The 1,773-nt window shown below is 70.2% G+C and carries 1 protein-coding gene; it reads right to left on the minus strand.

All coding sequences use genetic code 11. The features are described from left to right. Positions 1–45: 45 nt before the first annotated feature. Positions 46–1,020 (minus strand): alpha/beta hydrolase, encoded by a 975-nt coding sequence (locus J0670_RS37240; protein WP_207817203.1) that lies wholly within the window; start codon positions 1,018–1,020, stop codon positions 46–48. Between the last annotated feature and the right edge of the window lie 753 nt (positions 1,021–1,773).

Below are 1,773 nucleotides of genomic sequence, written 5' to 3' on the forward strand. Positions count from 1 at the left end.
TGAAGAGCCCTCATCCGGGAAACCGGATGGGGGCTCTTCGCGTTTTCACCAGCCGTGCAAGGCGTCGCGGAGGGTGTCGCCGGCGAGTTTGAGGGCGACGTTGTTGGCGGCGGTGTCGCGCAGGCTGTCGAGCATCATGAAGTCGTGGACCATGCCGAGGACGCGGACGGCGGTGACCTGGACTCCGGCGGCGCGCAGTTTCGCGGCGTAGGCCTCGCCCTCGTCGCGGAGCACGTCGGCCTCGTCGGTGATGATCAGGGTCGGCGGCATGGCCTTGAGTTGCTCCTGCGAGGCGCGCAGGGGTGAGGCGTGGGGGTCGGCGCGTTCGGCGGGGTCGGTCGTGTACTGGTCCCAGAACCATCGCATGCCGTCGCGGGTGAGGAAGTAGCCCTCGGCGAACTGCTGGTAGGAGGGAGTGTCGAAGGCGGCGTCGGTGACGGGGTAGAGCAGGACCTGGCAGGCGAGGCGCAGTCCGCCGCGTTCGGCGTTCATCATCGCGAAGACGGTCGACATGTTGCCGCCGACGGAGTCGCCGCAGACCGCCACGGTGGCGGGATCGAGGTTCCTGGCCAGGCCGTGGTTCTGGAGCCACTGGCCGACGGCGTAGTTCTGCTCGATCTGGGTCGGGTACTTGGCCTCGGGGGCGCGGGTGTAGACGGGGAAGAGCACGGCGGCGTTGGCGCGGACGGCGAGTTCGCGTACGAGGCGGTCGTGGGTGTTCTCGTCGCCGAAGACCCAACCGGCGCCGTGGATGTAGACGATCACCGGCAGGACGCCGGTGGCACCCGTGGGCCGGATGATGCGGGCGCGTACGGTGCCGTACGGGCCGGTGTCGACGTCGATCCATTCCTCGTCGACGGCGGGTTTGTCGACGCCGGCGCCGGTCTGTAGACCGGCCAGCGCGTCGCGTCCGTCGGCCGGGGGGATTTCGTAGATGCGCGGGTGCGGATCGGTGGCCTTGGCCAGGTCGGTGGCGGCGGGCTCCAGGACCGGGGCAGTGGGGCGGGAGGTCGTGGCCATGAAGGCCTCCTCGGGTGGGCTGGTCACACGGCGGCCCGGACCGACGGCCGCGTCACCATCCTCGCCGCGCCCGGCGGGACGGCGCGTGCGGGGCTGTCAGGAGAGTGGGCCGAACGGGTGACGCGGGCCGTGCCGCCTTCGAGGTTCAGGAGGAGGCGGCGAGTATCGCCAGGACGGCCGGGTTATATGCGTTAAAACATAAGCGCTTGGGGCGGTAGGCGTTGGTCGGTGCGGAAAGGGCTTGACAGCGGCTTGGCCGAGACATAGTTGGAGTCTTGACTTCCTCCCGCTGGCGGGCGAGCCTGTGGGCCGTAAGTTCCTTAGAACATAGGTGCCGCTCATGCAGCTCGACTATGTGATCCTCGGGGCGCTGAGCCTGCGCCGCCTGTCCGGCTACGACCTGCGCCGGGCAGCTCGGGCCCGAGATCGCGCTGGACGTCGTCAACACGGAGCTGGAGCTCCGGGTCAAGCAGCACGCGGAGCCGGCCGTCCTGCCACTGCCCGACGCGTACGACCCGCAGATCCCCGAACTCGACGCCGACCGGGCCCGCGAGGTCCACACCATGGCCCACGAGAACGGCTACGCCTTCGGCGCCTCGTACATCGCCTGGCTCCAGCTGACGAAGGCCCGTCTGGAGGCGCGGCTCGGCCGCTGAGCGGCAGCCCGTCGCCCCCGTAGGCACCTCACCCCCCGTCGGGCCGTACCGGCGACGGCCCCCGGCCCACGTCCAGCTCGCCTCCGGAGTCCCCATG

This window comes from Streptomyces sp. FH025 (assembly GCF_017427025.1).
Taxonomy (GTDB): domain Bacteria; phylum Actinomycetota; class Actinomycetes; order Streptomycetales; family Streptomycetaceae; genus Kitasatospora.

Excerpts from the sequence above, each read along its gene's own strand:
- J0670_RS37240 (WP_207817203.1), bottom strand. The coding sequence starts at position 1,020 with ATGGCCACGACCTCCCGCCCCACTGCCCCGGTCCTGGAGCCCGCCGCC.